The 25,756-nt window shown below is 72.3% G+C and carries 23 protein-coding genes and 1 pseudogene; 15 read left to right on the plus strand and 9 right to left on the minus strand.

The features are described from left to right. Position 1 precedes the first annotated feature (1 nt). Entirely contained in the window at positions 2–1,015 is a 1,014-nt protein-coding gene (trpS, locus tag AC4BDD_RS17480) for a tryptophan--tRNA ligase (RefSeq protein WP_490686378.1), read from the plus strand. A gap of 149 nt (positions 1,016–1,164) precedes the next feature. Next, positions 1,165–1,749 (plus strand): 2'-5' RNA ligase family protein, encoded by a 585-nt coding sequence (locus AC4BDD_RS17485; protein WP_490686379.1) that lies wholly within the window; start codon positions 1,165–1,167, stop codon positions 1,747–1,749. A 99-nt stretch (positions 1,750–1,848) separates the two neighbouring features. On the opposite strand, the gene dprE2 is transcribed toward AC4BDD_RS17485, so the two are convergent. Continuing rightward, the gene (dprE2, locus tag AC4BDD_RS17490; RefSeq protein ID WP_490686380.1) at positions 1,849–2,607 is read right to left on the minus strand and encodes a decaprenylphospho-beta-D-erythro-pentofuranosid-2-ulose 2-reductase; all 759 of its coding nucleotides are present in this window, start codon (positions 2,605–2,607) and stop codon (positions 1,849–1,851) included. An 86-nt stretch (positions 2,608–2,693) separates the two neighbouring features. Then, on the minus strand, positions 2,694–4,055 hold the full coding sequence (gene dprE1, locus AC4BDD_RS17495) for a decaprenylphosphoryl-beta-D-ribose oxidase (RefSeq protein WP_490686381.1): 1,362 nt from the start codon (positions 4,053–4,055) through the stop codon (positions 2,694–2,696). 195 nt (positions 4,056–4,250) lie between these two features. Here dprE1 and AC4BDD_RS17500 point away from each other — a divergent pair, with 195 nt between their 5' ends. The 4 genes and pseudogenes from AC4BDD_RS17500 to AC4BDD_RS17515 all read left to right on the plus strand — a co-directional run. Then, positions 4,251–4,835, plus strand: a complete 585-nt coding sequence (locus AC4BDD_RS17500; protein WP_490686382.1) for a phosphatase PAP2 family protein — start codon at positions 4,251–4,253, stop codon at positions 4,833–4,835. Further along, entirely contained in the window at positions 4,828–5,811 is a 984-nt protein-coding gene (locus AC4BDD_RS17505) for a decaprenyl-phosphate phosphoribosyltransferase (RefSeq protein ID WP_490686383.1), read from the plus strand. The genes AC4BDD_RS17500 and AC4BDD_RS17505 overlap by 8 nt, the downstream gene beginning before the upstream one ends. A 29-nt stretch (positions 5,812–5,840) precedes the next feature. Further along, positions 5,841–6,386 (plus strand): GtrA family protein, encoded by a 546-nt coding sequence (locus AC4BDD_RS17510; protein ID WP_490686384.1) that lies wholly within the window; start codon positions 5,841–5,843, stop codon positions 6,384–6,386. Positions 6,387–6,407: 21 nt separating this feature from the next. Further along, a pseudogene (locus tag AC4BDD_RS17515) lies at positions 6,408–7,298 on the plus strand (YihY/virulence factor BrkB family protein); the annotation flags it as partial. A gap of 163 nt (positions 7,299–7,461) precedes the next feature. On the opposite strand, the gene AC4BDD_RS17520 reads toward AC4BDD_RS17515, so the two are convergent. Next, the gene (locus AC4BDD_RS17520; protein WP_490686385.1) at positions 7,462–8,766 is read right to left on the minus strand and encodes a D-alanyl-D-alanine carboxypeptidase family protein; all 1,305 of its coding nucleotides are present in this window, start codon (positions 8,764–8,766) and stop codon (positions 7,462–7,464) included. Positions 8,767–8,866: 100 nt separating this feature from the next. On the opposite strand from AC4BDD_RS17520, the gene AC4BDD_RS17525 reads away from it, so the two are divergent. The 3 genes from AC4BDD_RS17525 (at position 8,867) to AC4BDD_RS17535 (ending at position 12,437) form a co-directional block, all read left to right on the plus strand. Then, positions 8,867–9,187 (plus strand): SCO4848 family membrane protein, encoded by a 321-nt coding sequence (locus tag AC4BDD_RS17525; RefSeq protein WP_490686386.1) that lies wholly within the window; start codon positions 8,867–8,869, stop codon positions 9,185–9,187. A 132-nt stretch (positions 9,188–9,319) separates the two neighbouring features. After that, a complete protein-coding gene (locus AC4BDD_RS17530) occupies positions 9,320–10,558 on the plus strand; it encodes a metallophosphoesterase (protein WP_490686387.1) in 1,239 nt (412 codons plus the stop codon). Positions 10,559–10,877: 319 nt separating this feature from the next. Then, positions 10,878–12,437 (plus strand): ABC transporter substrate-binding protein, encoded by a 1,560-nt coding sequence (locus AC4BDD_RS17535; RefSeq protein WP_490686388.1) that lies wholly within the window; start codon positions 10,878–10,880, stop codon positions 12,435–12,437. An 80-nt stretch (positions 12,438–12,517) separates the two neighbouring features. Here the strand turns inward: AC4BDD_RS17535 and AC4BDD_RS17540 are convergent, their stop codons facing one another. From AC4BDD_RS17540 to sdhC, 4 genes are read right to left on the minus strand one after another with little or no spacing between them, the layout of a single operon-like run. Beyond that, positions 12,518–13,297, minus strand: coding sequence for a succinate dehydrogenase iron-sulfur subunit (locus AC4BDD_RS17540; RefSeq protein ID WP_490686389.1), 780 nt, complete (start codon positions 13,295–13,297; stop codon positions 12,518–12,520). After that, a complete protein-coding gene (sdhA, locus tag AC4BDD_RS17545; RefSeq protein ID WP_490686390.1) occupies positions 13,297–15,051 on the minus strand; it encodes a succinate dehydrogenase flavoprotein subunit in 1,755 nt (584 codons plus the stop codon). Before sdhA ends, AC4BDD_RS17540 begins: the two co-directional genes overlap by 1 nt. A 19-nt stretch (positions 15,052–15,070) precedes the next feature. Then, the gene (locus tag AC4BDD_RS17550; protein ID WP_490686391.1) at positions 15,071–15,559 is read right to left on the minus strand and encodes a succinate dehydrogenase hydrophobic membrane anchor subunit; all 489 of its coding nucleotides are present in this window, start codon (positions 15,557–15,559) and stop codon (positions 15,071–15,073) included. A 2-nt stretch (positions 15,560–15,561) separates the two neighbouring features. After that, a complete protein-coding gene (sdhC, locus tag AC4BDD_RS17555) occupies positions 15,562–15,942 on the minus strand; it encodes a succinate dehydrogenase, cytochrome b556 subunit (RefSeq protein ID WP_490686392.1) in 381 nt (126 codons plus the stop codon). Positions 15,943–16,210: 268 nt separating this feature from the next. Between sdhC and AC4BDD_RS17560 the strand changes: the two genes are divergently transcribed. The 4 genes from AC4BDD_RS17560 to AC4BDD_RS17575 all read left to right on the plus strand — a co-directional run bounded on the left by AC4BDD_RS17560 (position 16,211) and on the right by AC4BDD_RS17575 (position 21,221). Then, complete coding sequence (locus AC4BDD_RS17560; RefSeq protein WP_490686393.1) at positions 16,211–17,869, plus strand: beta-N-acetylhexosaminidase; 1,659 nt, start codon at positions 16,211–16,213, stop codon at positions 17,867–17,869. 278 nt (positions 17,870–18,147) lie between these two features. After that, entirely contained in the window at positions 18,148–19,110 is a 963-nt protein-coding gene (locus AC4BDD_RS17565; protein WP_490686394.1) for a DUF4328 domain-containing protein, read from the plus strand. A gap of 138 nt (positions 19,111–19,248) precedes the next feature. After that, a complete protein-coding gene (locus AC4BDD_RS17570) occupies positions 19,249–19,911 on the plus strand; it encodes an RNA polymerase sigma factor (RefSeq protein WP_490691814.1) in 663 nt (220 codons plus the stop codon). After that, positions 19,911–21,221 carry a hypothetical protein gene (locus AC4BDD_RS17575; RefSeq protein WP_490686395.1) on the plus strand — a complete coding sequence of 437 codons (1,311 nt, stop codon included), beginning with the start codon at positions 19,911–19,913 and terminating at the stop codon, positions 21,219–21,221. Before AC4BDD_RS17570 ends, AC4BDD_RS17575 begins: the two co-directional genes overlap by 1 nt. A 281-nt stretch (positions 21,222–21,502) precedes the next feature. Here the strand turns inward: AC4BDD_RS17575 and AC4BDD_RS17580 are convergent, their stop codons facing one another. Then, on the minus strand, positions 21,503–22,504 hold the full coding sequence (locus AC4BDD_RS17580; protein WP_490686396.1) for a L,D-transpeptidase family protein: 1,002 nt from the start codon (positions 22,502–22,504) through the stop codon (positions 21,503–21,505). Between the two features lie 171 nt (positions 22,505–22,675). Between AC4BDD_RS17580 and AC4BDD_RS17585 the strand changes: the two genes are divergently transcribed. Both AC4BDD_RS17585 and AC4BDD_RS17590 read left to right on the plus strand, forming a co-directional pair. Beyond that, positions 22,676–24,265 carry an acyl-CoA mutase large subunit family protein gene (locus AC4BDD_RS17585; protein ID WP_490686397.1) on the plus strand — a complete coding sequence of 530 codons (1,590 nt, stop codon included), beginning with the start codon at positions 22,676–22,678 and terminating at the stop codon, positions 24,263–24,265. A gap of 44 nt (positions 24,266–24,309) precedes the next feature. After that, complete coding sequence (locus tag AC4BDD_RS17590; RefSeq protein ID WP_490686398.1) at positions 24,310–24,927, plus strand: SecDF P1 head subdomain-containing protein; 618 nt, start codon at positions 24,310–24,312, stop codon at positions 24,925–24,927. Between the two features lie 69 nt (positions 24,928–24,996). Here the strand turns inward: AC4BDD_RS17590 and AC4BDD_RS17595 are convergent, their stop codons facing one another. Next, positions 24,997–25,695, minus strand: a complete 699-nt coding sequence (locus AC4BDD_RS17595) for a B3/B4 domain-containing protein (RefSeq protein ID WP_490686399.1) — start codon at positions 25,693–25,695, stop codon at positions 24,997–24,999. Between the last annotated feature and the right edge of the window lie 61 nt (positions 25,696–25,756).

Below are 25,756 nucleotides of genomic sequence, written 5' to 3' on the forward strand. Positions count from 1 at the left end.
CATGGCTCTCTCCCGACCGCGTGCGCTCTCCGGTATCCAGCCCACCGCAGGCTCCTTCCACCTCGGGAACTACCTCGGCGCCGTCCGCCAGTACGTCGCGCTGCAGGAGACCCACGACGCCTTCTACATGGTGGTGGACCTGCACGCGATCACCGTGCCGCAGGACCCCGCGGAGCTGCGCGCCAACACCCGGACCGCCGCCGCCCAGCTGCTGGCGGCCGGCCTGGACCCGGACCGCTGCACGCTGTTCATCCAGAGCCACGTCCCCGAGCACGCGCAGCTCGGCTGGGTGATGAACTGCCTCACCGGCTTCGGTGAGGCATCCCGCATGACGCAGTTCAAGGACAAGTCGGCCAAGCAGGGCGCCGACCGCACCACGGTGGGCCTGTTCACCTACCCGGTGCTCCAGGTCGCCGACATCCTGCTCTACCAGGCCAATCACGTGCCGGTGGGCGAGGACCAGCGCCAGCACATCGAGCTCACCCGCGACCTGGCGGACCGGTTCAACGGCCGCTTCGGTGAGACCTTCGCCATCCCGGACCCGTACATCGTCAAGGAGACCGGGAAGATCTACGACCTCCAGGACCCGGCGATCAAGATGAGCAAGTCGGCGTCCACGCCGAAGGGCATCATCAACCTGCTCGACGAGCCCAAGGTCTCCGCGAAGAAGATCAAGAGCGCGGTCACCGACACCGGCACCGAGATCGTCTTCGACGAGGAGAACAAGCCGGGCATCAGCAATCTGCTGACCATCTACGCCACGCTCACCGGCACCTCCATCGCCGATCTGGAGACGCGGTACCAGGGCAAGGGGTACGGTGCGCTCAAGACCGACCTCGCCGAGGTGATGGTCGAGTGGGTGACGCCCTTCCGGGCCCGCACCCAGGAATATCTCGACGACCCGGAGACGCTGGACAAGATCCTGGCCAAGGGCGCGGAGAAGGCCCGCGCGGTCGCCGCCGAGACCCTCGCCCTGGCCTACGACCGGATGGGGTTCCTGCCGGCCAAGCACTGATCTCCACCGGGGGCGGGTCGCGGCGGAAGGGGCCGTTGACCCGTACCCCCGCCGGACCGACGCAGGTAGCCGCGGGGGCGGCACAGCAGCCACACTGACACGGACGTGAGCGCCGAGCCCGCGAGGGCCCGCACAGGAGGGAGATCGCAGTGGGAACCGTCACGCTCGGCGTTTCGATCGCGGTCCCGGAGCCGTACGGCAGCTTCCTCCAGGAGCGGCGCGCGGGCTTCGGGGACCCTGCCGCGTACGGCATTCCCACCCACGTCACGCTGCTGCCGCCCACCGAGGTGGAGTCCTCGGCGCTGCCCGGCATCGAGGCGCACCTGGCCCAGGTGGCGGCGGGGCACCGGGCCTTCCCGATGCGGCTGGCGGGCACCGACACCTTCCGCCCGCTCTCCCCGGTGGTCTTTGTCAAGATCGTCGAGGGCGCGCAGGAGTGCACGGTGCTCCAGGAGCGGGTGCGGGCGGTCTCCGGGCCCTGCGCGCGGGAGCTGCAGTTCCCCTACCACCCGCACGTCACCGTGGCACACGGCATCGACGAGCCGGCCATGGACCGGGCGCAGCGGGAGCTGCGGGACTTCGAGGCGGCCTGGACGACCGGCGGCTTCGCGCTCTACGAACAGGGCGTGGACGGCGTCTGGCGGCTGGAGCGCGAGTATCCGTTCGGCCAGATCGCGGGGTCAGGGGTGCCCCGGCAGATCGACCTCTCCCGGCCGGCCGCCCCCTCGGTCTGAGCACCGGTCCGCCCATCAGCCGGCCCCCTCATCCTCCCGTCCGTCGTATCCGCCCGCTGGTCGTATCCGCCGGTCCGGCGTATCCGGGGCCCCGGCTGATCACAGCGGCAGGCGGCGGAAGACCGGGCGCGGCACATGCCGCAGCGCCGACATCACCACCCGCAGCCGGCCCGGCACCCAGACCGTCTCCGCGCGCCGCCGCAGCCCCGTCTCGATGGCCGCGGCGACCGCCTCGGAGGTGGTCGCCAGCGGCGCCGGCGGCAGCCCGGCGGTCATCTTCGTCCGGACGAAGCCGGGGCGGACCACCATCACGTGCACCCCGCTGCCGTGCAGCGCGTCCCCGAGGCCCTGCGCGAAGGCGTCAAGACCGGCCTTGCTGCTGCCGTAGATGAAGTTCGCGCGGCGGGCCCGCTCGGCGGCCACCGAGGAGAGCACCACCAGCGAGCCGTGGCCCTGCCGGCGCAGCGCCTGGGCGCAGATCAGGGCGGCGGAGACGGCGCCGGTGTAGTTGGTCTGCGCGACCCGCACGGCCGCCAGCGGCTCGCCCTCGTCCCGCTCCTGGTCGCCCAGCACCCCGAAGGCCAGCAGCACCATGTCGATGTCGCTCTCGGCGAAGACCTTGCCGAGCACCGTCTCGTGCGACTCGGGGTCCAGCGCGTCGAAGGACACCGTCCGCACATCGGTGGAGTCGGCCCGGCGCAGCTGCGCGGCGGCGGCCTCCAGGGCGGGGGAGGGGCGGCCCGCCAGCCAGACGGCGCGGGTGCGCCGGGTGATCAGCCGGCGGGCGGTGGCCAGGGCGATCTCGGAGGTGCCGCCGAGGACGAGCAGCGACTGCGGGGCGCCGAAGGCGTCTTTCATGGATGCTCCAGGGTGCGGTGGGGGCTCCGGACGGCGTGCGGGTGAGCTCCTGGCGACGGCGTGCGGGTACGCGTCGGGGCGCGGGGTCACAGCCCCAGCCGGCGGGCCATGTCCGAGGTGAAGATCCCGTGCGGGTCCAGCGAGCGGCGCAGCGCCCGGAAGTCCGACAGCCGGGGGTACATCGCGTCCAGGACCTCAGGCCGCACCCGCGCGTCCTTGGCGAGGTAGATCCGGCCGCCCGCGGCGGCGACCTCCTCGTCCAGCTCGTCCAGGAAGCGGCCGAGGCCCGGCAGGCCGAGGGGGATGTCCAGGGCGAGGGTCCAGCCCGCCGAGGGGAAGGAGAGCCAGCCCGGATCGGCCTCGCCGAAGCGTTTGAGGACGGCGAGGAAGGACGGGCAGCGCTGCCGGGCGATGCGCCTGACCACACGGCGCAGGGTCTCCTCCCGGCCGTGGCCGACGACGAACTGGTACTGCACGAAGCCGGCCGGCCCGTAGATCCGGTTCCAGTGCGGCAGGCCGTCTAGCGGGTGGAAGAAGGCGGGGATGGTCTGCAGCTCGCCGGTGCGCAGCGCGGGCGCCTTGCGGTACCACAGCTCGTTGAAGAGGCCCACCGTGGTGCGGCTGAGCAGTCCGCCGGGCAGGCACCGGGGCGCGGGCGGCAGCCGGGCCGGGCGGAAGTCCAGCGGCCGGCCGGCGCGGCGGGCGCGCGGCGGCAGGGCGTCCAGCGGGGCGTGCTCGCCGCGGGTGAGGACCGCGCGCCCGGTGGCCGCGCCGCGCGCCAGCAGGTCGATCCAGGCGACCGAGTAGCGGTACCGGTGGTCGGTGGCGGTGAGCCGGGCCATCAGGTCGTCCAGGTCCCGGGCCCGCTCGGTGTCCACCGACATCAGCGAGGTCTCGACGGGCAGCAGCCTGATCGTCGCGGAGACGATCACTCCGGTCAGGCCCATCCCGCCCGCGGTGGCCCGGAACAGGGCCATGTCCGGGGTGAGGGTGCGGATCCGGCCGTCGGCGGTGATCAGCTCCAGTGACTGCACATGGCGGCTGAAGGAGCCGGACACATGGTGGTTCTTGCCGTGGATGTCGGCGCCGATCGCGCCGCCGACGGTCACGAAGCGGGTGCCGGGGGTGACGGGGACGAACCAGCCGAGCGGCAGCAGCACCGCCATCAGCCGGTGCAGGCTCACCCCGGCGTCGCACACCACCTCGCCGCGTTCGGCGTCGATCGAGCGGATGCGGTCCAGGCCGGTCATGTCGAGCACGGCGCCGCCCGCGTTCTGAGCGGCGTCGCCGTAGGCCCGGCCGAGGCCGCGGGCGATGGAGCCGCGCGCCCCGCAGCCGCGCACCGCCTCGGCCGCCTCCTCGTGACTGCGCGGACGGAGCAGCCGGGCCGGTGCGGTGGGGGCGGTGCGGCCCCAGCCGGCGGTGACACCGGTGGTGACAAGGGACATGACCGCGACCGTATCGCCGTCTCCGCGTCGATTGCGCTGATACGCACCCTTAGCTCTGCGTTCTCGCCGAAAAGGGTGATTAAAGGTGTGTCAGACAACCTGTGCGGCGCGGGCGACCGCCCGGGCGGGGAGAGTCGTGGGGAGACGGGCGGTACGCCCCGGACCTCGTCCGGGGGCCCATGACGCGAAGGACGCATGAGGAAGGGGGTGGGCAGGCTGTCCCCGCACGACATCGACCGCCGGCTGCTCGTGGCCCTGCGCGCCCGGGGCACCGACCCGCGGGTGGCCGCCCTCGCCCGGGCGCTCTCCCGCACCGGGGAGCACGGCGCGCTGTGGCTCGCCGGCGGGCTGGCCGGTGCCGCGCGGGCGGGCGCGGCCGGCGACGCCGCCCGCCGGGCCGCGTGGCTGCGCGGCACCGCCCTGGTCGGCACGGCGCACCTGGCGAGCATGGCGGTCAAACGGGTGGTGCGGCGGTCGCGCCCCGAGCTCGCCGGCCACCCGCCGCTGGTCCGCACCGCCTCCCAGCACTCCTTCCCCAGCTCGCACGCGGCCTCCTCGGCGGCCGCCGCGGTCGCCTTCCGGGCACTGCGGCCGGCCGGCCGCTGGGTGCCGGGGCTCGCGGCGGCGGTGTGCCTGTCGCGGCTGGTGGCGGGCGTGCACTACCCGACCGATGTGGCCGCCGGCGCCCTGCTCGGCGCCCTGACCGCCCGCCTGGCCTCCAGAGGGTGTCCCCCTGGCCGGGACGCCGCACGAGCCGACGCCGGAGGGACCGATGGCTGACCCGGGAACCCTGTTGGAGGAGACCCCGCCGCCACCCGGCCGGAGCCCGGACGGCGTGCGGCCGCGGACCGGCGGGCTGCCCGGCGGCCTGCTGCGCACCGTCCGCCCCCGCCAGTGGGTGAAGAACGTGCTGGTCATCGCCGCGCCGGCGGCGGCGGGCGAACTGGCCTCACGACAGGTGGTGGGCCGGCTCGCCCTGGTCTTCGTGCTCTTCACCGCGGCCGCGTCCGCCGTCTACCTGGTCAACGACGCGCTGGACGCCGAAGCCGACCGCGCCCACCCGGACAAGTGCCGCCGCCCGGTCGCCGCCGGGGAGGTGCCCGCCGCGCTCGCCTTCGCGGTCGGCGGCGCCCTGGCCCTCCTGGTGCCCCTCGCGGCGGTCGCGCTGTGCAACCCGGCCACCGCCGCGCTGCTGGTCGCCTATGTCGCCATGCAACTCGCCTACTGCGTCGCGCTGAAGCACGTACTCGTCGTCGACCTGGTCGTCGTCACCACCGGCTTCCTGCTCCGCGCCATGATCGGCGGCGTGGCGCTCGGCATCCCGCTCTCCCGCTGGTTCCTGATCACCACCGGTTTCGGCGCACTGTTCATGGTCTCCGCCAAGCGCTACTCCGAGGCGCTGCTGATGGCCGAACGGACCCGTCCGGGCCGGGGGGCACCGCCGAGAACGCCGGAGTCGCGGGCGCTGCTGCGCGAGTACACCGTCGGCTATCTGCGGTTCGTCTGGCAGCTGGCGGCCGGTGTCGCGGTGCTCGCCTACTGCCTGTGGGCGCTGGAGGCCGGGAGCGACTCCGGGATCCTGTCCTGGCGGCAGCTGTCCATGATCCCGTTCATCCTCGCCGTGCTGCGCTACGCGGTCTTCGCCGACCGCGGCACCGCCGGGGCGCCCGAGGACGTGGTGCTCTACGACCGGCCGCTGGCGGTGATCGCCCTGGCCTGGATGGCCCTCTACGGCATGGCGGTCGTCGGGCTGTGACGCCGGCGAGCAGCCCGGGGGAGCCGCCGGTGAGCCGCCCGGGGGAGCCGCCGGCCGTCGTGGGGCGCGCCCGGTCGGCGGCGCGGCAGGCGGCACTCTGGCCGGAACTGGCCGGATTCGCCCTCGCCGGGGGTGCCGCGTACGCCGTGGACCTGGCGCTGTTCCTGTGGCTGCGCGGCACCGCCGGACTCGGGCCGCTGCCCGCCAAGGCGCTGTCCTTCCTGGCCGCCTGCACCGTCGCCTACCTCGGCAACGCCATCGGCACCTACCGCCGCCACCTGGCGCGCGGCCCCGCGTCCCCGGGCCCCGGCGGACCGGGGTCCGGGGGCGGCGCGGTGCGGCGGTTCCTCGTCTTCTGCGTGGTCAACGCCGCCGGCGCCGCCGTCCAACTGCTCTGCCTGGCCTTCTCGCACTACGGCCTCGGGCTGACCTCCGCCCGCGCCGACGCGGTCTCCGGCGCCGGGGTCGGCATGGTCCTCGCCACCGCCCTGCGCTTCTGGGGCACCCGGACCCTGGTCTTCCGCGTGCGACGGGGCAGGAACGGCGAGCACGGACCCAGCGGGCATGAATGCTGACGAAACGGTAAGAGCTGGATCATGGAATGGCTGACCAGACTGCCGTGGATCGGGCCCGCCGCCGCCCGCCTGATGCGCACCCATGCCTGGCGGTCCTACGAGACGCTGGACCGCGTGCACTGGACCCGGCTGGCGGCCGCGATCACCTTCGTCAGCTTCCTGGCGATTTTCCCGTTGATCACGGTCGCCGCCGCGATCGGCGCGGTGGTGCTCAGCGAGCACCGGATGGCCGAGCTGGAGCGGAAGGTCGCCGAACAGGTGCCCGGCATCTCCGGCCAGCTCGACCTCAGCGCGCTGGTGGACAACGCGGGCACGGTCGGCGCCGTCGCGGGCGCCCTGCTGCTGCTCACCGGCATCGGCTGGGTCGGTTCGCTGCGCGAGTGCCTGCGCGCCGTCTGGGAGCTGGAGGAGGACCCCGGCAACCCGGTGAAGCGCAAGCTCAAGGACGCCGTCGTCCTCCTCGGCCTCGGCGGGGTCGCGGTCGGCTCCCTCGCCGTCTCCACCTTCGCGGCCACCGCGGTCGGCTGGGCCGCCTCCGAGATGGGCATCTCGGAGAACGGCGTCGGCGGCTGGCTGCTGCGGCTGGCGGCCTTCGCGGCCGCGGTCGCCGCCGACTTCCTGCTGCTGTGCTACGTGCTGACGCTGCTGCCCGGGGTGCAGCCGCCCCGCCGGACGGTCATCACCGCCGCGCTGATCGGCGCGATCGGTTTCGAGGCGCTGAAGCTGGCGCTCAGCAGCTATCTGCAGGGAGTGGCGGCGAAGAGCATGTACGGGGCGTTCGGGGTGCCCGTCGCACTGCTGCTGTGGATCAACTTCACCGCCAAACTGGCCCTGTACTGCGCCGCCTGGACGGCCACCGGAGAGCACCGCGCGGACGCTGACGCGGACGCCGGCCCCCCGGTCCCCGACCGGCCGGAGCAGCCCGACCGGCCGGGCCGACCCGAGCACCCCGACCGTCCGGACGATTCCGACAGGCCGGACCGGCTCGACAAGCCGGAGGGGGCGGAGAAGCCTGACCGGCCCGAATCGCCGGACCGGCCCAATCACCCCGACCGGCCCGACGAGGCGGACGGGGTCAGCGGCGGCCCGGCCTCCGGCGCCGGGCCGCGACCGGCAGCGGACGGCGACGCGGCCGGCGACGACGCACCGCGAACACCGCCGCGCCCAGCACCGCCAACGCACCGCCCGTGACACCCGCCGCGGTCCACATCCCCCCGGAGCCGGAGTCCTCCGCCGAGGCCGATGAGGGCCCGTGCATCCCCCCGGTGGCCGGCTTGCGGCCCCCCGGGTTCTTGCCGTTGGCCGGGCCGTCGGCGGCCGGGTCGACCAGGGTGCCGACCGGGTCGGTCTTCCCGGCCGCAGCGAAGCCCCAGTCGAGGAGTGCGGCGGTCTCCTTGTAGACCTCGTTGTACTCCTTCGTGGCCGGATTCATGACCGTCACCAGCAGCTCGCGGTCGCCGCGCCGCGCGAGCCCGGTGAAGGTGGCGCCCGCGTTGGTGGTGTTGCCGTTCTTGACCCCGGCGATGCCCTTGTACGCCGGGACGCCGAAGCCGGTGAGCAGCCGGTTGGTGTTCTGGATCCCGAAGTACTCCCGCTCCGGCCTGCCGCCGCTCTTCACGCCCTTCTCCGGCTTCTTCACCTCCCCGGGGAACTTCGCCGTGGCCGTCGCGCAGTAGTCCCGGAAGTCCGCCTTCTTCAGGCCGGAGCGGGCGAACAGCGTCAGGTCGTACGCGCTGCTGACCTGCCCCTTCTCGTCATAGCCGTCGGGGCTGACGACATGCGTGTCCAGTGCGCCCAGCTCCTTGGCGTGGGCCTGCATGTCCCGCACGGTCTTCGGCTTGCCGCCGTTCATCGCGGACAGCACATGCACCGCGTCGTTCCCGGAGCGCAGGAAGACGCCCAGCCACAGGTCGTGGACCGAGTAGGTGTAGTGCTCCTTGATCCCGACCAGGCTGCTGCCCTCACCCATGCCGGCCAGGTCCTCCGGCTCGACCTTGTGCTCCTGCGTCTTGGGGAACTTGGGCAGCACCGTGTCGGCGAAGAGCATCTTCAGGGTGCTGGCCGGGGGCAGCCGCCAGTGGGCGTTGTGCGCGGCCAGCACGTCCCCGGTCTTCGCGTCGGCCACCAGCCAGGCCCGGCCGCTGAGCCCCTTCGGCAGCGCGGGCGCGCCCGGCCGCAGGGCGACCTGCGTCCCCGGGCGGCCCAGCCGCTCGCCGCCCACCGTGGACATCCGGGCAGGCGGTTTGGGCTCCTTGGGCCCGGCTTTCCCCGGGGCGGGCCCGCCGGCGGCATAAGCGGGCGCGGCGGCCAGCAGCAGGGATACGGCAAGGGTCACGGTTGCCACGGAGGCGGTGGCGGTGGCGGTCGAAGTCGTCGGCACGGGGGTGAACGTATCGCTAGCGCCTTGACATACGCCGGGAGCCTCGGCGGAAGGCGACCCACCCGGACGTATCGTCCGCCCGGTCCCCATACTGGAACCCATGCTCCGTCGATCGGGGGACGACCCCCGCACCCCCCTCATCACCAGCCGCCGCGTCTCCTGGTTCCTGCTCTCTTTCGGCGTGTGGAGCTGGTTCATCTGGTTCACTTTCGTCAAGAACTTGTGGAAGGACAGCAGCGGGCTCGCCTTTGACGACTCCGGTGATCCGACCGCGTACTTCTGGGTGCATCTGCTGCTCGCGATCACCTCGTTTCTCTTGGGGACGGCGATCGGAGTGATCGGGTTGCGCGGCGTGCGGGGCCTGCGGGCGCAAGCGCGGCGGAACGATGCCGGAGCCCCGGTCGTCGATATGGAGGGGTAGCCGTACGCCGGGTCCTCCCGCAGCTACCGCTGGGTGGGGGTAGCCCTGGGGGCACCTCCCGGACGGAGTCTGGGGGAGAAGCCAGGGGGAGTGCTCCCAGGCGTACGCCGCGTCGGAGGGGGAGGCACCGGGGTGATCCTGGTCTTCGTGCTGGTCGTGCCGGCCGTGCTCGGTCTGCTGGCCGGGGTGCACTGGTATCTGTGGCGGCGGCTGGTCCGGGACACCACCGCACCCGGTGGCCGCGCCCGCCGCGCGGGCACCATCGCCGCCTTCGCGCTCCCGCTGATCAGCGTCGCGGCCCTGGTCAGCGGCCGGGCCGGGGCGCCCTTCACCCTCCAGCGGCTACTGGCCTGGCCCGGCTACCTCTGGCTGGCCCTGGTCCTCTACCTGACCCTGGCCCTCCTCGTCGGCGAGGCCGTCCGCCCCCTCCTCCTCCACTGGCTGGAACGCCGCAGGCCGGAAAATCCAGCCCGTCCGGCGTTTGAGGACCGGGGTTCGGGGCGGAGCCCCGACGACAAAGCGGAAACCCCGCGCCGCGACAGCACCTCGTCCCGCCGCCTCTTCGTAGCCCGCTCCGTAGCCGCCGGCGCCGCCATCGCCGCCTCCGGCACCGTCGGCTACGGCATGTACACCGTCCTGCGCGGCCCCAGCCTCAAGCGGGTCACCGTGCCGCTGGCGAAACTGCCCCGTGCCGCGCACGGCTTCCGGATCGCCGTGGTCAGCGACATCCACCTCGGGCCGATCCTGGGCCGGGCGCACACCCAGCGGATCGTCGACACGATCAACCGCACCAGCCCCGACCTCGTCGCCATCGTCGGCGATCTGGTCGACGGCAGCGTGGCGGACCTCGGCCCGGCCGCCGAGCCGCTGCGCGAGCTGCGGTCCCGCCACGGCTCGTACTTCGTCACCGGCAACCACGAGTACTTCTCCGGCGCCCAGGAGTGGCTGGCGCACATCCGGGAGCTCGGGCTGCATCCGCTGGAGAACGCGCGCACCGAGCTGCCCGGGTTCGACCTCGCGGGCGTCAACGACGTCTCCGGCGAGAACCACGACCAGGGGCCGGACTACGACCGGGCGCTCGGCGACCGGGACCCGGCGCGGGCCTCCGTCCTCCTCGCCCACCAGCCGGTGATGATCCACGAGGCCGTCAAGCACGACGTCGACCTCCAGCTCTCCGGGCACACCCATGGCGGGCAGATGTGGCCCGGCAACTTCATAGCGGAGCTGGCCAACCCGACCCTCGCCGGGCTGGAGCGGTACGGCGACACCCAGCTCTACGTCACCCGGGGCGCGGGCGCCTGGGGGCCGCCGGTGCGCGTCGGCGCCCCGTCGGACATCACCGTGGTCGAGCTGGCCGCCACCCGCGCCTGATCCCCACCCGAGCTGAGCCACCCGCGCCTGGTCCCCACCCGCGCCCGAGCCCACCTCCGCCCGACCCCCATCCAGCCCCGCACCGCCCCTGACCTCACACATCTCTCCGGGACCCTGTATCCGACCCTCGTCTGACCCTGTATCAGACGGCGGCACCCGAGAATGCGCTGGACGAGCCGTGATGTTCCGGGACACAAGGCTCCATCGGCGCAGGCGAGTTGGTGACGACGGCCCGTCCCGTGTGGTTGGCTGCTAAACAACACTGGACGGGCGTGCGAGTGCGGTCGCACGCCCGCGGTGCGTTGTGCCGGAGGGACGCATGCGCAAGGTCGGAATACAGGTCGCCGTCGGGTGTGTGGTGCTGGCGGCCGTCGGTGCGGGCGGCCTCACGCTCATCTCCTCCGCGGATGAGGGCGACGAGGAGATACAGGTCGCCACCGCGGAGGTGGTGACCGGTCTGGACCCGGCCGGCGTCTACGACAGCGGCTCCTGGGCGCTGTTCAGCAACCTCTACCAGTCGCTGATGACCTTCACGCCCGGCACCCTGCAGCCGGTCCCGGACGCCGCGACCGGTTGCGACTTCGAGAACGAGAAGCTGCTCACCTACGTCTGCACGCTCCGCCCCGGTCTGCGCTTCTCCAACGGCCACGAGCTGACCGCCAGCGATGTGAAGTTCTCCTTCGACCGCATCAAGGGCATCCGCGACCAGCAGGGCCCCAGCTCGCTGCTGAGCACGCTGGCCAAGGTCCGCACCGAAGGGCCGCGGAAGATCATCTTCGAGCTCCGCACCCCGGACGCCACCTTCCCGTACAAGATCGCCACCGGTGCCGGTTCGATCGTCGACGAGGAGTCCTACGCCGCGGACAAGGTGCGCACCGACAACGAGGTGGTGGGCTCGGGGCCGTACGTCCTCACGGAGTACAAGGACGGCGAACGGGCGGTGCTGCGGGCCAACGACAAGTACGAGGGTGCCGCGGGCGACGCGGACGCCAAGCCGGTCACCGTGCGCTACTTCGACTCCGCCGCCGCGCTGCACAAGGCGTGGAAGGCGCACGAGGTGGACGTGGTCGGCAGCGGTATGCCGCCCGCGGAGCTGGCGAAGATCAACCCTGCCGACCCGAACATCAAGGTCATGGAGGGCGCGGCGCCGGTCATCCGGACCCTCGTCCTCGACATCCGCAAGGACGCGCCGATGGGCGACCGGGCCGTGCGGCGCGCGGTCGCCGCGGTGATCGACCGCGAGGCCCTGGTCCGCGACGTCCACCAGCGCACCGTCGACCCGCTCTACTCCCTGATCCCGCAGGGCGTGAACGGCCACAAGACGCCGTTCCACGACAACTTCCCCAAGCCCGACGCCGACCAGGCCCGCGCCATCCTCCGCGCCGCCGGGCACACCAAGCCGGTGACCTTCACCCTCGGATACCCGGAGGGCAAGACGCACAAGGCGGAGGCGGAGCTGCTGCGCAAGCAGTTGGAGGCCACCGGGCTGTTCACGGTGAAGATGGAGCGACGGAGCTGGGAGGACTACCAGAACAGCTTCGCCAACCACGAGTTCGACGCCTGGGTCATCAGCTGGGTCGCCGACTTCCCGGACCCGGACACCTTCACCACCCCGCTGGTCGGCCCGGATCCGGTCTGGCCCAACGGCTACCGGAACAAGCGGGTGCAGCAGCTCATCCTCAACACCCAGCGGGAGGACGAGCGGACCGCGACCGTCGGGGACTTCCGCACGATTCAGCGGATCGTCGCCGACGACGTGCCGATGATCCCGCTGTGGCAGCAGAAGGAGCACGTGCTCTCCACGAGCAGCATCTCCGGCACCGAGTACCTCTCGGACGGCACCGGCATGTGGCGGCTGTGGAAGCTGGACCGCATCTGACGGCCTCGCCAGCTCCCGCAGACGGAAGGGCCCTGTATCCCGAGGGGGGATACAGGGCCCTTCGCCATGCCGTCGGCCGGTCAGAAGCGCCGCGTGATCAGCGCGCGCTTCACCTCCTGGATGGCCTTGGTGACCTCGATGCCACGCGGGCACGCGTCGGTGCAGTTGAAGGTGGTGCGGCAGCGCCAGACACCGTCCTTGTCGTTCAGGATCTCCAGCCGCTGCTCACCGCCCTCGTCACGCGAGTCGAAGATGAAGCGGTGCGCGTTGACGATCGCCGCCGGGCCGAAGTACTGGCCGTCGTTCCAGAACACCGGGCACGAGGAGGTGCAGGCGGCGCACAGGATGCACTTGGTGGTGTCGTCGAAGCGCTCGCGGTCGGCCGCGGACTGCCGCCGCTCGCGGGTCGGCTCGTTCCCGGTGGTGATCAGGAACGGCATCACGTCGCGGTAGGCCTGGAAGAACGGCTCCATGTCCACGACCAGGTCCTTCAGGACCGTGAGGCCCTTGATGGGCTCGACCGTGATCGGCTTGAAGTCGCCGTTCTTGTCCGCGCTGGTGATGTCCTTGATCAGCGTCTTGCACGCCAGCCGGTTGCGGCCGTTGATGCGCATCGCGTCCGAGCCGCAGATGCCGTGCGCGCAGGAGCGCCGGAAGGTCAGCGAACCGTCCAGATCCCACTTGATCTTGTGCAGACCGTCGAGGACCCGCTCCTTGGGGTCGATCTCGATCGGGAAGTCCTGCCAGATCGCCTCGTCCGAGACCTCCGGGTTGAACCGGCGGACCCGGAAGGTGACCGTGATGTACGGAGAGGCGTCCGACGCGGCGGTCTCGTCCTTGTCCAGAACAGGGGTAGCCATCAGTACTTACGCTCCATCGGCTGGTAGCGGGTCTGGACGACCGGCTTGTAATCGAGGCGGATCGACTGGGTGCCGTCCGCGGCCACCTCGCGGTACGCCATGGTGTGCCGCATGAAGTTGACGTCGTCGCGGTTGGGGAAGTCCTCGCGGTAGTGACCGCCGCGCGACTCCTTGCGGGCCAGCGCGGAGACGGCCATGACCTCGGCGAGGTCGAGCAGGTTGCCCAGCTCGATGGCCTCCAGCAGGTCGGTGTTGAACCGCTTGCCCTTGTCCTGGATGGCGACGTTCTTGTAGCGCTCGCGCAGCTCGGCGATCTTCTCGACGGCCGTCTTGATGGTCTGCTCGGTACGGAACACCATCACGTTGGCGTCCATGGTCTCCTGCAGCTCGCGGCGGAGCTCGGCCACCCGCTCGTTGCCGGTGGACTCGCGCAGCTGCTCGACCTGCTCGCGCACCAGCGCCGCCGGGTCCTCGGGCAGCTCGACGAAGTCGGCCTTCGCGGAGTACTCCGCGGCGGCGATGCCGGCGCGGCGGCCGAAGACGTTGATGTCGAGCAGCGAGTTGGTGCCCAGGCGGTTGGCGCCGTGCACGGAGACGCAGGCGACCTCGCCGGCGGCGTAGAGGCCGGGGACGACGGTGGTGTTGTCGGACAGCACCTCGCCCTCGACGTTGGTCGGGATGCCGCCCATGGCGTAGTGCGCGGTCGGCTGGATCGGGATCGGGTCGGTGTACGGCTCGATGCCCAGGTAGGTGCGCGCGAACTCGGTGATGTCCGGCAGCTTGGCGTCCAGCTGCTCCGGCGGCAGGTGGGTCAGGTCCAGGAAGACGTGGTCGCCCTCGGGACCGCAGCCGCGGCCTTCGCGGATCTCGGTGTAGATCGAGCGGGAGACGACGTCGCGCGAGGCGAGGTCCTTCATGACCGGCGCGTACTTCTCCATGAAGCGCTCGCCGTCCTTGTTGCGGAGGATTCCGCCCTCACCGCGGGCGCCCTCGGTGAGCAGGATGCCCATGCGCCAGATGCCGGTCGGGTGGAACTGGAAGAACTCCATGTCCTCCAGCGGCAGTCCGCGGCGGTAGACGGCGGCCTGGCCGTCACCGGTGAGGGTGTGCGCGTTGGAGGTGACCTTGAAGAACTTGCCGCAGCCGCCGGAGGCGTAGATGACGGCCTTCGCCTGGAAGACGTGGATCTCGCCGGTGGCCAGCTCGTAGGCGACCACACCGGCGGACTTCTTGACCCCGTCGACCTCGGTGATCAGCTGGTCCAGGACGTAGAACTCGTTGAAGAACTCCACGCCCTCCTTGACGCAGTTCTGGTACAGCGTCTGGAGGATCATGTGGCCGGTGCGGTCCGCGGCGTAGCAGGACCGGCGGACCGGGGCCTCGCCGTGGTTGCGCGAGTGGCCGCCGAAGCGGCGCTGGTCGATGGTGCCGTCCGGGGTCCGGTTGAACGGCAGGCCCATCTTCTCCAGGTCCAGGACCGAGTCGATGGCCTCCTTCGCCAGGATCTCCGCGGCGTCCTGGTCGACCAGGTAGTCACCGCCCTTGACCGTGTCGAAGGTGTGCCACTCCCAGTTGTCCTCCTCGACGTTCGCGAGGGCGGCGGCCATGCCGCCCTGGGCGGCGCCGGTGTGGGAGCGGGTCGGGTAGAGCTTGGTCAGCACGGCGGTGCGGCTGCGCTTCGTCGCCTCGATGGCGGCGCGCATGCCGGCGCCGCCGGCCCCGACGATGACGGTGTCGTACTTGTGGATCTTCATGATTCTCGCAGCCCCGTGCCTAGCGGATGTTCGGGTCGAAGGTGAAGATCACCAGCGTGCCCAGCAGGATGGTGAACGTCGCGGCCGTGTAGAGCAGCGCCTTCAGCCACAGGCGGGTGGTGTCGCGCTCGGCGTAGTCGTTGATGACCGTACGCAGACCGTTGGCGCCGTGCAGCGTGGCGAGCCAGAGCATGAGCAGGTCCCAGGTCTGCCAGAACGGCGAGGCCCAGCGGCCGGCCACGAAGGCGAAGCCGATCCGGCTGACGCCGCCGTCCAGCACCAGCTGGATCAGCAGGTGGCCCAGGACCAGGACGACGAGCAGGATGCCGGACAGGCGCATGAACAGCCAGCCGTACAGCTCGAAGTTGGTGCGGGTCGCCTTGGGCGTCTTGCGGGTGCGCGCCCGGGGCGGCTCGATGACCGGCGCCGGGTGGTCCACGTCATAGAGGCTGACGGAGTCGTTCACGGGGTTCTCGTCGCTCGCGGTGGCGGTCGTGGAGGTGGACATCGTCAGCTCCCGAAGATTTCACGCAGCGAGTGCTGGAGGATCGGGTAGAAGGAGCCGGCCATCAGCACGGCCCAGACGCCCACCACTGCCCAGAGCATCTGCTTCTGGTAGCGCGGGCCCTTCGACCAGAAGTCCACGGCGATGACCCGCAGGCCGTTCAGCGCGTGGAAGAGGATCGCGGCGACGAGGCCGTACTCCATCAGGTTGACGACGGGGTTCTTGTAGATCGCGATCGTGTCGTCGTACGCCTCGGGCGAGACGCGGACGAGCGAGGTGTCGAGCACGTGCACGAACAGGAAGAAGAAGATGAGGACGCCGGTGACTCGGTGAGCCACCCACGACCACATGCCTTCCCGGCCGCGGTACAGCGTTCCAGCCGACACGGAAACCCTCCGGAAGCGGGGATGCGGGGGACCTGCCGCCAGCTTCTGAGAAGAAAGAGGTGTTCTGCCGGTCGGGCCCGGCCGGGTCCATTCCACCGGCCCTCGCCATCGTAGCGACGTGCTGTCGATTCGCTCGCCCGGGGTCCATCGAGGTTGATAATCAGCCACTTACGGGCTACCAGACCGGACTTAAGCAGTCGATATCGGATAGTAATGGGATTAACGATGACAAGACGGGTCATTCGGAACCTCTGAGGAGGTCGACGCCGTGCGGTTGCCCTTCCGGATCTCCCGCGGCCAGGCGATCTGGGCGGCCGGAGCCGTGGCCGCCGTCGCCCTCATCGTGACTGTTGTCACCCTCAGCTGGGGCAATGACGAGGACGACCGGGGCGGCGGCACCGAGCCCACCGCCCGGCTCTCCCGCACCCAGCGCTCCACCCCCTCCTCGTCCCCGCTCCCCACGCCACCCGCCTCGCCGACGCCCTCGCCCTCCGCCCGCCCCGTCCCGCCGCCGCGGACCATCCCCGCCGTCCGCGAGGCCGCCACCGTCGCCGGACCGGGCTGGCGGCCCGCACCGGGCGCCCGCGTCGTCGCCGACCTGGACGGCCCGCTCGCCGACGAGGCCCGCACCGTGGCGGCCGAGCTGCGCCTGCCCGCAGCCGGCGGCCCGGCCCGGCGCGGCGATCTGGAACTGGTCATCGACAGCGGCAACACCCGAGGCCCGGAGGCGTACACCCTCACCGTCCAGGACGGTCGGGTCCGGATCACCGGCTCGGACGACGCCGGGGTCTTCTACGGCACCCGCACCGTGCTCCAGGCCGTCCGCGCCACCGGCTCGCTCCCCGACGGCGAGATCCGCGACCGGCCCGACCGCCCGCAGCGCGGCCTCCACCTCGACACCGCCCGCAAACACTTCTCCGCCGCGTGGATCGAGGCCCGGCTGCGCGACATGGCCGACCTCAAGCTCAACCAGCTCACCCTGCACTTCTCCGACGACCAGGGCTTCCGCGTCCAGAGCGACACCCACCCCGAGATCGTCTCGCCGCGGCATCTGACCAAGGCCGAGGTCCGGCGCATCGTGGCGCTCGCCACCCGGCTGCACATCACCGTCATCCCGGAACTCGACTCACCCGGCCACCTCGGCGCGGTGCTGCGCGCCCACCCCGACCTCCAGCTGCGCAACGCCGCCGGGATCCCGATCACCGGCGCGGTGGACATCGCCAACCCCGCCGCCGCCCGCCTCGTCGACGACCTGCTGCGGGAGTTCACCCCGCTCTTCCCCGGCCCCTGGTGGCACCTGGGCGGCGACGAGTACCGCGCCCTGATGGCCTCCGACCCCGAGGCGTCCTATCCGCGGCTGGCCGCCGCGGCCCGCCGCGACTTCGGTGCCCAGGCGCGGATCCAGGACCTGGCCACCGACTGGCTCAACGACCGGGCGGCCGTCGTCGGCAAGCTCGGCAAACGCCCCAAGGCGTGGAACGACGGCTTCTTCCGCACCGGGGTGGTCAAGCCCGACCGGAGCTTCGAGATCGAGTACTGGACCGGGAAGGAGATCGGAGCGCGGCCGCCCGCGGAGTATCTGCGCGAGGGCTGGACGGTGGTCAACCTCAACGACGAGTTCCTCTACTACGTCCTCGGCCAGCCCAATCAGTTCTTCTATCCGACGGGCAAACGCATTTACGAACAGTGGTCGCCCGCCGTGCTGCGCGGCACCGCGCCCGTCCCCGGGCCCGCCGCCACCGGCCCCGACCGGGTGCCCGGCGCCCGCCTCGCCGTCTGGGGTGACATCCCCTCCGCACAGACCCCCGAGCAGGTGGCCGCCGGCATCCGGATGCCGCTGCGGGCCCTGGCGCAACGCCTGTGGGACCCCCGGAAACCGTCGCTGAGCTGGGCGGACTTCACAGCGCTGGCCGGCCGGGTGGACTGAAGCGACGGCCGGCGCGGGCCCGGAAAACGAAGGACGGCCGGGGCCGCCACCCCCCACAGGAGAGGCCCCGACCGTCGTCCGGTCCGAGCCCGCGTACGGGCTCGTACCACCTACAGCGTCGCACGCCGTGATTTCGTCACACCCGGGCGTCCCACCGGCTCTGGACGCGGCCCCGCCGATGCCCGTAACGTGCAGGTCCGCGCCCTGCGCGCGGTGTGATGGCTATTCCGTGCGTGGCTCCTTCAGCCAGGCCACGCCCCTGGGGGACTCAGAAGAACATGTATCCGTGTGGGAACTGCCGCGCTGCCGCCGTCGGACCGGACGGCCGCTGCGCGGCTTGCGGCACCTATCAGCAGCAGCTGCAGCAGGCCGCTTCCCCGGCCGGGGCCTACCCTGCCGCGCCGCCTGTCGCCTACCCGGCCGCACCCCCGATGGGGATGCCGGTCGGCGGTGTGGACCTGCGCCGCGGGCTGTCCACGGCCCTGATCGTGATGCTCGGCGTGTCGATCGGGCTGCTGGTGCTGGCCCTCATCGCGCGTGGCGGCCAGTACGGCCAGTACTCGGACTTCCTCGACGGCCACATGCCGACCCGGGAGGAGATGGAGGACGCCGATGACTTCTACGCGGTCATGTGGTTCCTCTCCACGCTGTCCATGGCCGCGGTCGCCGTGCTGTGGGCGATCTGGTTCCGCCGGCTGCGGCTGAACGCGGAGGTGTTCGCGCCGGGGCAGCACCGCTTCAGCTCCGGCTGGGCGGCGGGTTCCTGGTTCACCCCGGTGGTCAACTTCTGGTTCCCCAAGCAGATCGCCAACGACATCTGGCGGGCCAGCTCCCCGCAGGGGCCGCAGCACGTCAGCCGTGGACTGCTCAACGCCTGGTGGGTGACCTGGATCGTCAGCGGTGTCCTCTTCGTCGGGTCCGCTGGGTCCTACGCCGGCACCAAGGACGATGCCGAGGACAAGGGCATCTTCGTGACGAAGGGCGACATCGAGGACGTGCAGACCGCGCTGGGCGCGCATCTGCTGGCGTATGTGGTGACGATCGTCGCCGCCATCCTCGCCCTGCTGGTCGTCCGCCAGATCACCGCCATGCAGACCCAGCGCGCCGCCCTGCCGCCGCAGCCCGGCCCGGCTCCCTACGGCATGCCCGGTTACCCCGGTCAGCCGGCTCCCTACGGTCAGCCCGCCCCCGGCCAGCCCGGTCCGTACCCGCCCTATGGCTCCGGACCCACGGGCTACTGACGGGGGGCGACGACCACGGCTGACTACGGCATAAGCATCGGCAGCGGGATCACCGGCGGTATCGGCGGCGGCATCACCGGCGGCATCGACATCGGCATCGCGAGACCTCAATTTCTCCGAGTGGGGCAGGAAGAGGGCGTGCAGGGGGACGACGGGGAACTGACCGCCGCGGTCCGCGCGGCGCAGGACGGGGACGAGACGGCGTTCCGGACGGTCTACCGCTCGGTGCATCCGCGGCTCCTCGGCTATGTGCGAACGCTCGTCGGAGAGATGGACGCGGAGGACATCACCTCCGAGGCGTGGCTGCAGATCGCCCGTGACCTGGGCCGGTTCAGCGGCGACGCGGACCGCTTCCGCGGCTGGGCGGCGCGCATCGCGCGCAACCGGGCGCTGGACCACATCCGTATGCGCGGTCGCCGCCCGGCCATCGGCGGCGACGAGACCGAGCTGGAGGGCCGGCCCGCCGACGCGGACACCGCCGGCGAGGCGCTGGAAGCGCTCGGAACAAACCGGACGCTCGGATTCATAGCCCAGCTTCCGCAGGACCAGGCGGAGGCCGTGGTGCTGCGGGTCGTGCTCGGACTCGACGCCAAGAGCGCCGCCGCCGTGCTGGGCAAACGCCCTGGTGCGGTGCGGACCGCCGCTCATCGGGGGCTGCGCCGGCTGGCCGATCTGCTCGACGGTGCGGGCGGCGAGGCGGAGGTGCTCGACGGCGTGCCCGCGCAGCGCGAGTCGCGTGGCGGCGCGGCGAACCCGGCAGGTGTGACGGATTCGCGCGCGCGGACGCAGAAGGACATGTGATGGCCGACGACCACCGCTACAGCTGGTTGGACAACGATGCCGTGGAGCGGTTGCTGCGCGGTGAACCGGTGGACACGTGCCGCAACTTCGATCACCAGGACGGCCTGGCGCGCGCCGACGCCGACCGGCTGGCCGCCGCCCTCGACGCCCTGGCGACCGCGCCCCCGCCGCCCGTCGAACCGCTGCCGGGTGAGGACGCGGCGGTCGCCGCCTTCCTCGCGGTACGGGCGGAGGGCATCGCGAGACCGGAAGCCGCCGCGCGTTCCGGGCGTTCTACGCGCGCTGCGGGAACCGCCGTCCGCCGTGACGGCGCCGTCCGGCAGCTGAACGGGCGCCAGGAGCTGGCCGTGCTGCGCACGGTGGGTAACCGGTTCGGCAGGCCCGTCACCGCGCGCCCCTCCCGGCTGCGGCGCCCGCTGCGGGCCGGGATGGTCGCGATGCTGGCGGGCTGCGCCTTCGGCGGGGTGGCGGTGGCCGCCGGAGCCGGAGTGATCCAGTTCGGGCCGAGCGACGCCGAGCCGCGGCCCTCGTCGAGCGTCACGGCCGGGGGGCGGAGCGGGGGGAGCATCGAGCCCGAGCTGTCCCCCGGGCCTTCCGCCCCGGAGCCGGGTACGCCCGGCGGCCATCGGGACAGCGCGTCCGGCGCGACCGGCACCGGCCGGGACACCGACGCCCCGCCGAGCGGGAGCACCGACCCCGACCAGGAGGGCCGCCCGGACGACTCCCCCGCCCCCTCGGACGACACCCCGCCGCCGACCGGTGAAGACGCCCACAAGAAGTGGGTGATCACCGCCTGCCGTCAGTATCTGGCCGGCGAGGTTCCGGACATCGACCCGGTGAAGCTGAAGAAGCTGGAGCAGTCGGCGGGCGGCCCGGCCGCGGTGCGCCACTACTGCGAGCGGATCATCCGGGGCGAGGGCGGCGCTGGCGGCGGCGCGGACTCCGGCGGCAGCGATGGCGAGGACTCCGGCGGCGGCGAGGACGGCGGCGGCGACGGCGGCAATGGGGGAAACAGCGGCGGGGGCGACGGCGGATCGAGCGGCGGTGACTCCGGCGGCGGGGACGGCGGATCCGGAGGCGGCACCGGCAGCCCGCCACCACCGGCCACATCTCCACCCACCGACGCCGGGACCCCGGAGCCGACCGAGGCCGCCTCGCAACCGGGCACGGTGACCGGAACCACAGCCCCGGCCTCCACCACCATGACCTCCACCACGACGTCCACCGGCGGGACCACCGACCGCACCGGCGCCGCGGGCGGGACCGAAGCCGCCACCGCGCGCACCGGCGACGCGAGCGCCACCACCTGAGGCACCACCGGGACCCGACCGGGACCTCACCGGCACCCCACCCGTAATCCACCTGTTTCGGCCATGTTCGCCGCCCCCGCGACCGCTCCCGGAGCCGTGCGGAAGCGCCCGTGACCAGGGGGTGTGACGTTTTCAGCCCCGGTGACGCTGTAAGAAACGGGCCGACTGGTCATCGGCCGCGCAGGTGCCGGGGTTCCCCCCGTACCAACGGCATCGCGCATCCCCGGCGCGGGTGGGGCTCGTTCCCCCGGCCCCGCCCGCGCCCCCTTCCGCTCTTCGCGCTACTTGTAGACGACGACCTTGTCCCCGGTGCGCACCTGATCGAAGAGCCGGGCGAGCTTCGCCCTGTCCCGCACGTTCACACAGCCGTGCGACGCGCCGTTGTAGCCGCGAGCGGCGAAATCGGCGGAGTAGTGCACCGCCTGGCCGCCGCTGAAGAACATCGCGTACGGCATCGGGGTGTGGTAGATCGACGAGACGTGGTTCCGGCTCTTCCAGTAGACCGTGAAGGCCCCCTCACGAGTCGGGGTGTACTGCGCGCCGAAGCGCACGTCCATGGCCGTCCGCACCTTGCCGTTGACCATCCAGGTCAGGGTGCGGCTCTTCTTGCTGATGCACAGCACCCGCCCGGTCAGGCAGCGCCTGTCCGGTTTGGCGATCGGCCGGGTGGTGACCGGATACAGCTCCAGGCGGGTCGGCTTCCTGGTGGAGGCGTTGAGCGCCTTCCAGGTCAGCGGGCCCGCGTTGCCGGTGGTCCGGATGTGGTGCCGGCGCTGGAAGGCCAGCACGGAGTTCTTGGTGATCGGCCCGAAATAGCCGGTCGGGTTGAGCTTGAAGTACCCGCCCTGCTGGAGACGCGCCTGCAACTCGCGCACCTTCACCCCGGACGAGCCGACCGACAGCACTCCGGACTGGCGCCCGGCCAGGCTCGCCACCGCCGGTGCCGCGCCCACCGCGCCGCTCCTGGCCGTCTTCCCGGAGAGCGTCCCGGGCAGGGTGCCGACGGCGTTCACGGTGCGGGCGTCCACGGTCTGCCCCACCGGGCCCGTCTCCAGCGCCACTTCCTGGTCCGCGGCCCGCTCCGCTCTGCGCTCGGCGGCGATCACGGCAGTGTCCGCCTTGGTGCCCGGCCGCTGCTCACCGGTGCGGCCGCCACCGGCGCCCCGGTCGTGCCCGCCACCCGAATCCGCGGCCCCGCAGCCGGCGGTCAGCGCGGCCGCCGCCGCGACCACGATCGCGGTCCGTACCACCGATGCCCGGTGCGCCTGACCTATCCGGATCATCTGCCATCCCCTCCCTTTGCACTTCTCTCCCGCACATCCTCTGATGCCCGCGCCGCCGCCTGCGCGAACATCCGACAATCCCGTGCGGAATCCGGCGCGCAGGGCACTCCCGGCGCGCCCCCCGCGCGTCCTGGCGCCGTGCACCACCGCCGCCGCTACAGTGCGTTGACCATGGCGCGCGAATCCGAGTCGGGACTGCCCATCGAGCCGGTGTACGGACCGCAGGCGCTGGACGGCTGGGATCCGGTGGACCGCCTGGGCGAGCCCGGCCGGTATCCGTACACCCGCGGCGTCTACCCCTCGATGTACACCGGGCGTCCCTGGACGATGCGCCAGTACGCGGGCTTCGGCACCGCCGCCGAGTCCAACGCCCGCTACCGCCGGCTCATCGAGCACGGCACCACCGGCCTGTCGGTCGCCTTCGACCTGCCGACGCAGATGGGCCATGACTCGGACGCGCCGCTCGCGCACGGCGAGGTCGGCAAGGTCGGGGTGGCGATCGACTCGATCGACGACATGCGGCTGCTGTTCGAGGGCATTCCGCTGGACCGGGTCTCCACCTCGATGACGATCAACGCGCCCGCCGCGCTGCTGCTGCTCCTGTACCAACTCGTCGCCGAGGAGCAGGGCGTGGAGGCGGAGGCGCTGACCGGCACCATCCAGAACGACGTGCTCAAGGAGTACATCGCCCGGGGCACCTACATCTACCCGCCGGCCGCCTCGCTGCGGCTCACCGCCGACATCTTCCGCTACTGCCAGGCCGTGATGCCCCGCTGGAACACCATCTCGATCTCCGGCTACCACATGGCCGAGGCCGGGGCCTCGCCCGTGCAGGAGATCGCCTTCACCCTGGCCGACGGCATCGAGTACGTCCGCACCGCCGTCGCGACGGGCATGGACGTCGACGACTTCGCGCCCCGCCTGTCCTTCTTCTTCGTCGCCCGCACCACGCTCCTGGAGGAGATCGCCAAGTTCCGGGCGGCGCGCCGCATCTGGGCGAGGGTGATGCGCGAGCAGTTCGGCGCGCGGGACCCGAAGTCGTGGATGCTCCGCTTCCACACCCAGACCGCGGGTGTCCAGCTCACCGCCCAGCAGCCCGAGGTGAATCTGGTGCGGGTCGCGGTGCAGGCGCTCGGCGCGGTCCTCGGCGGCACCCAGTCGCTGCACACCAACGCCTTCGACGAGGCCATCGCCCTGCCGACCGAGACCTCCGCCCGGCTGGCGCTGCGCACCCAGCAGGTGCTGGCGTACGAGACGGATGTGACCGCCACCGTCGATCCGTTCGCGGGCAGTTACGCCATCGAGTCGCTGACCGACCAGGTCGAGGCGGCGGCGGTCGGCCTGATGCGGCGGATCGAGGACCTCGGCGGGGCGGTGGCCGCCATCGAACAGGGCTTCCAGAAGAGCGAGATCGAGCAGAGTGCCTACCGGGTGGCCCGGCAGACGGAGGAGGGCGAGCGGATCGTGGTCGGCGTCAACCGCTTCCGGCTGGATACCGAGGAGCGCTATGAACCGCTGCGCGTGGACCCGGCGATCGAGGTCCAGCAGGTGCGGCGGCTCGCCCGGCTGCGCGCCGAGCGCGACCGGCGGGCGGTGGACGCGGCCCTGGGGGCGGTGCGCGCGGCGGCGGCCGGCCCGCCGGGCGCGGCCAATGTGCTCCACCCGATGAAGGACGCGCTGGCGGCCCGGGCCACGGTCGGCGAAGTCTGCGGGGCACTGCGGGACATCTGGGGTACGTATGTGCCCAGCGACGCCTCCTGACGACGAGGCCAGGCGGCGCGCCGAAGGACGACAAGGGGGGAGCGGTGGTGCGGAACACCTGGACACGCGGGGTGGTGGCGGTGGCAGGGCTGGCGCTGGTGGCGGCGGTTGTCACCGGATGCTCCGGCGACAGTGACGACGAGGGGGGCGGCAAGCGGGGCCCGGACCGGGAGAACGAGGCGGTGCCGCTGCCGGGCACGGCGGAGCCCAGCGCGTCGAGGACGCCGCGGCCGGGCCCGGTGAAGCCGCTGGACCTGCGGCTGGTGGAGCGGGAGGTACCGGGCGCCTGCCCGCCCGGCGCCCCGGCGGGCACGGCCTACCCGGATGCCAAGGCGGGCAGTTGCCTGTACGTGGCGGCGGCCGGATCCGGCATGACCGTCGCGCAGGCGAAGTCGGCGACGGCGGAATTCGACAAGGCGAACGGGGCCGGGCCCATGGTGAGGGTGGAGCTGGCCGACCACGATGCCGCGGAGTTCGCCGCACTCACCGCCGAGGCGGCCACCCGGCCCGCCCCGCAGAACCGGATCGCCATGATCCAGGACGGCAGGCTGCTGTCCGCCCCGTCCGTCATGCAGAGCATCACCGGGGGCGAGCTGCAGATCACCGGCGGCTTCACCATGGACGCGGCGCGACGCCTGGCCCGAGACCTCGGCGGCGGCTGAGCGCCGGTCCGCGTCCGTAGCCGTGCCTGCCCGCGTCCGTAGCCGTGCCCGCCCGCGGGCAGGCAGCGGTCAGCCGAGCAGGCGGGTGGCGATGCGTACGTCCCGGTCGCCGGCCGTGAGCGCCTCGCACAGCGCGTCGCCCGCGGCGGCCAGCGCGTCGTCGTCCATCGGGCCGAGCGCGTCCAGGATGAACACCGCGCGGGTGGTGGCGTGGGTGAGCCGGGTGCGGGTGCACTGCCGCCAGTTCCAGCGGCGGCAGGTGATGCCCGCGTCGTCCCGCCAGACGACCTCGCCCGGCGCGGGGTGCTCCACGACCGCTTCGCCGCCCGCCGTGGTGTCGAACTCCTCGGTGCCGTCGGCCCGGGTCAGCAGCGCGGCCCCGGTGTAGTGGTCCAGGTCCTCACCGCCGATCGGCAGCACATGGGCGACCGAGACGGCGTTGTAGATGTCGGTGAGCCGGTCGACCCGGGGCAGGCCGGCGGCGGCGCGCCGCAGCAGGGCGTCGGCGCTGGGCCGGGTGCGCTGCGGCTTCGCGCCGAACGCCCGGAACGCCGCGCGCCATTCGACCAGATGCGGATGGTCCGGCCCGGACGCTTCCCGCGCGCGGGCGGCCGACTCGGCGGCGGTGAGCAGTGCCTCACTGGCCTCGTCCCCGGGGCCCGGCCGCAGGCCCTCCGCGGTGATCAGCAACGCGCGGTAGTCGGGGCGCAGTTCGCGGACCGAGGGGTCGACCGCCGCCTTGTCCAGCCAGGCCCGGGCATCGGTCATCGCTGCTCACCTCACGCGTCACTCGGTCGATAGAGCAGTGCACTGTACCAGGGGATCATTA

Source organism: Streptomyces sp. JLBT605, from assembly GCF_058215555.1.